At 58.0% G+C, this 4,284-nt stretch carries 3 protein-coding genes and 1 pseudogene; all 4 read right to left on the bottom strand.

Annotation, left to right across the window (positions count from 1 at the left end):
* On the bottom strand, window positions 1–1,060 hold a 1,060-nt coding region (locus tag ACP7BZ_RS22785; protein ID WP_426117462.1), incomplete at its 3' end, for an Hsp70 family protein.
* Window positions 1,057–1,437, bottom strand: coding sequence for a hypothetical protein (locus tag ACP7BZ_RS22780; RefSeq protein WP_426117460.1), 381 nt, complete (start codon window positions 1,435–1,437; stop codon window positions 1,057–1,059). The genes ACP7BZ_RS22780 and ACP7BZ_RS22785, both read right to left, overlap by 4 nt.
* Window positions 1,438–1,978: 541 nt before the next feature.
* A pseudogene (gene tnpC, locus ACP7BZ_RS22775) lies at window positions 1,979–3,523 on the bottom strand (IS66 family transposase).
* A gap of 29 nt (window positions 3,524–3,552) precedes the next feature.
* Entirely contained in the window at window positions 3,553–3,900 is a 348-nt protein-coding gene (gene tnpB / locus ACP7BZ_RS22770; RefSeq protein ID WP_426117458.1) for an IS66 family insertion sequence element accessory protein TnpB, read from the bottom strand.
* Between the last annotated feature and the right edge of the window lie 384 nt (window positions 3,901–4,284).

The raw sequence follows: 4,284 nt of genomic DNA, 5'->3' as shown, positions 1-4,284 counted from the left end.
AAAGACGAGAGTAAACGCGAAAACGATCAAGTTTACAAGGGCTGCTGCAAGTCATTGAAAGTAAACGATTTTTCAGCTCCGGCGTTCGGCGCTTCGGACTTGTGTATAACGAGGTGGGGCTAAGGCCAGCCTTCTCCATCGTCTCGCGGGCGGCAGCAATGGACTCTTCGAGTTTTGCGGCTATCAAATCGTCGAAGACCTCCCTCGAGACCGATATGTCGATGTAAACATCTACGCCGGACTCGTCCTTTATGCGCAGTTCTCCGTCGTCCAGCGTGACGACGGCCTCGTCGCTGGAGGATAATTCGATCTTCGCTTTTTCGGCAGCCCAAGTAGCCATATGGCGCAGAGTGGCGTAGCGCTTATCGGAAGAAAAATCTTCGGGTAAATCGAAGTTTTTCAGGAGCCAGGGCTTGACGACGTTATCGAGCAAGAGCCGGTCGAAATCGCGTCCGCCGCACATTGCGATGCCTCCGTGAGCCAGAAGACTTACTCGTCCGCTGATGCTCTCGGCGATGGCGATGTCGAGAGTGCCTCCACCTAAATCGTAGACGAGGAACATACCGTCGCCCTTGCGATGGCGCATTACGCTCATCACGGCGGCGACCGGTTCCTGCATCAGGGCGACCTTACCCAAGCCCGCCATCTCCGCGGCGGCCATGGTGGCGTCTTTTTGCATTTGATTGAAGGCGGCAGGTACGGTAATCACGGTCCCGGTCTCCGGATCGTTTCGGATTTCCTCTGGCATGTAGCCAAATAGCACGCGCAAGATTTCGGCTGAGCACTCCTCCGGGGTCATTACCAGGTCAACTGCCGGCAGTTTGACCGGTGTGCTGGTGCCCATGAGACGCTTGAAGAGAGTCGCGGCATTTTCTGGATTACGAGCGGCATTATCGTAAGCGCGCTTGCCGACATACTTATTGGAGCGCCGATCAATAAAGATAGCAGACGGAGTGACGTCGTTCTGATCAGGGCTCTTGAAAAGGCGCAGGCTTTCTCCATCATAGGCACAAACTGCGCTATTGGTTGTTCCAAGATCGATGCCGATGTAATTCTTCATTGCGAGTTCACCTTAGCTAACATTGCGGTTCCGCCGCGGACAAGGCCCTCTGGCCCCATGATTACTGGCTCGACCATTTGGTCGACAATTAGGATGTCGTTTGGCTCAAAATCAGCGACATTGAGGCCCGATACAGCCATTCCCGTATCGTATACTTGGCCCTCCAGGCTTACGATGCGCAGCCCCGACCCTTGAAGTACATCGTCGATTTTCTTAAGGAAATAGCGGGCTTGATTGGTGTAGCGCAAAGCCTCGCTAGCGTCAAGCCTAGAGGTCAAGCGTCCAAAAACGCGGGCGAAACGCCATCCCTCGATCGACAAGTCAATCAGCGCCTTCCATTCGGAGCTCTCACATGATGCGGGTTGTTTGTCGTTCATGACTCTCCGTATATTGTTCCGTCAGAAGGTAGATTTCTCATCGGTTCGCTAATAATAACGGAAAATCGCAAAATAGAAATACACAGATAGTCACATTAGCAGCTTTCAGAACGAGCTCGCTGAGAAAACTGTCGACTCTTTCTAATCAAGAAGATCAGAAGTTATGAAAAGTTATTTCCACGGAGTAATATATAGTAAACCTCGAGAAATGGCCCTGACTCGGGGGGCACCGCCAAACCTATATCGGGCCTCAGAGTCCCAAGTCAGCGATATCCGAAGGGATCGGTCGTCGCCGTGGTCATCAAGTCAAGTTTAGGCCCGGGAGAACCTCTCCGCTCACATATGAAGCCTTAAGGAAAGAGTGGAAGGTGGTCACGTTGATCTTAGCGACGTGTCTTTCCACTTCCATCAAATCTAAGACGCCACTGTTATTCGCTTGGTAAATCAGGACAACCGCGGTAAGCGTCGTCCCACTACCGTCTTGAGCAGCGTGCCGCGCTAGTTGATGATGGCCTCACCTCGCTGGGAAGCGACGTGTTGCTCAAGCAGGCTTGATCTGCTGGGCGCAATTCCAGGGCAGTAACTCGTCAACGCGGTTGACGGGATGGTCGGCGATCTGCGTCAGCACATGGCGCAACCATGCCTCGGGGTCGACGCCATTCAGCTTGGCCGTGCCGATCAACGAGTAGATGGCGGCAGCACGCTCTCCGCCGCTGTCGGCGCCAGCAAACAGGTAGTTGCGCCGGCCGATGGCGATGCCACGCAGCGCCCGTTCGGCGGCCGAGTTGTCGATCTCGATGATGCCGTTGTCGCAGTAGCGCAGCAGCGCTGGCCATAGGTTCAGTGCGTACAGGATGGCAGCCGACGTGTCGGATTTGCGCGAGAGCTTTTCAAGCGAGGCGCGCAGCCACTGCTCGAGGTCGTCAAGCAATGGTCGCGCGCGTGCCTGTCGCGCCAACCGGCGCTCGTCCGGTGGTTTGCCGCGGATCTCGGCCTCGATCAGATACAGTTCGGCGATGCGGCGAAGCGCCTCTGTCGTCAGTGGCGATGGTCGCGCTACGTGCAGATCGTGGAATTTACGACGCGCGTGAGCCCAGCATGCCGCTTCAACGATTCTTCCACCTTCGTACAGCGCGTTGAAGCCGGCGTACGCGTCAGCCTGCAGCATGCCCTCGAACTTGGCCAGATGCGTTTGCGGATGGATGCCTTTGCGGTCTGGCGAGTAGGCGAACCAGACTGCCGGAGGCGTCAGATCGCCGGCTGGCCTGTCGTCCCGCACATAGGTCCATAGGCGTCCTGTTTTGGTTTTTCCATTGCCTGGCGCGAGCACCGGCACTGGCGTATCGTCAGCGTGCAGTTTATCTGCGGCCAGCACATGCTTGCAGACGGCATCTACCAAGGGACGCAGCAGCGCACTGGCTGCGCCAACCCAGCTGGCCAGCAGTGCCCGGTCCAGATCGACACCTTCGCGTGCATAGATCACGGACTGGCGGTACAGCGGCAGGTGGTCGGCGAACTTGGCGACCAGCACATGGGCGAGCAAGCCAGGGCCGGCGATGCCACGTTCGATCGGCCGGCTCGGCGCTGGCGCCTGCACGATGGCGTCGCAGCAGCCGCAAGCCAATTTCGGGCGCACATGGCGGATCACGCGGAAGCTCGCTGGCACGAACTCAAGCTGTTCGGCGACGTCTTCGCCAAGCTGTTTTAATGTGCCACCACAGGCCGGGCAATCTGTCGTCGCTGGCAGATACACTTTTTCATCACGTGGCAGATGCTCGGGCAGCGCTTTGCGCGGCGCGCGCTAACGCGGCGCCTTGTCCATCGGCGGCATTTCCCGTTCGGCCTCGGCGTCATCGGCCTGCAAGTCCTCAAGCTGCAATTCGAGCTGTTCGATCTGATGGTCGAGCTTCTCGGACTTGCGGCCAAACTGCATGCGTCGCAGCTTGGCGATCCACAATTTTAGATGCTCGATCTCGGCGGCGCGCGTGTTCAGCTGTGCTTGCAGTCCCAGGATCTGTTCGTCGCGCGCCAACAGCAATGCTTTCAGGGCATTGATGTCGTTGGGAAATTCGGCGGCGCTCAGCATGGGCTGAGTTTACGCGAGGCAGCGTACGTTTACAAGGCTGACGTCGGCCGCCAGGTGCGTTCCGGCCGGCGCCAGTCGATCCCTTCGAGCAGCATCGACAGCTGCGCCGGAGTCAGGCAGACGCTGCCGCTAGTCGCCTGTGGCCAGACGAAGCGGCCCCGTTCGAGGCGCTTTGCAAACAGACACAGGCCGTCGCCGGACCACCATAGCACCTTGAGCATGTCGCCGCGACGACCTCGGAACACGAACACATGGCCGCAGTACGGATCTTCGGCCAACGCAGTTTCGACTTTGGTGGCCAGGCCATTCATCCCGGCACGCATGTCGGTGATGCCGGCGGCAAGCCAGATCCTGGTGCCAGTGGGCAGGCCGATCATGTGCGCAGACTGTGGAGAACAAGTGCAAGCAAGGTGGCATCGGTGCCGGCGCCAACGCGGACGACGGCGTCGGCGATGATGATCTCAATCATGCTTGTCGAAGAGGCGGTGCTCACGCGCGTGGCCCCCCTGTGAAGAGGCGGTGCTCACGCGCGTGGCCCCCCTGTGAATGAAAGGGACTTCCCCGTTCCTGAACCTACGGTGAAGCAACGTTTGTAAGCCGACGTGGTCTAAACGAATTTGGCGAATTGGTCAGCCACAATCGAAAGGGGAAGTCATGAAAAAGTTTACCACTCCCGCAGCAGCCGCACACGATGTCACGGTCGTGGGAATCGACCTGGCGAAGAACGTCTTTGCCATTCACGGCATCGACGCCAGCGGCAA

This window comes from Massilia sp. PWRC2, from assembly GCF_049896725.1.
GTDB lineage: Bacteria > Pseudomonadota > Gammaproteobacteria > Burkholderiales > Burkholderiaceae_D > JAFCUW01.
Note: the sequence above shows the minus strand (reverse complement) of the source record. Positions and strands in the feature narration are given on the sequence as shown.

Bases quoted from the DNA above. Each gene is read 5' to 3' on its own strand.
- tnpB (WP_426117458.1), bottom strand. From the start codon at position 3,900: ATGATCGGCCTGCCCACTGGCACCAGGATCTGGCTTGCCGCCGGCATC.
- ACP7BZ_RS22780 (WP_426117460.1), bottom strand. From the start codon at position 1,437: ATGAACGACAAACAACCCGCATCATGTGAGAGCTCCGAATGGAAGGCG.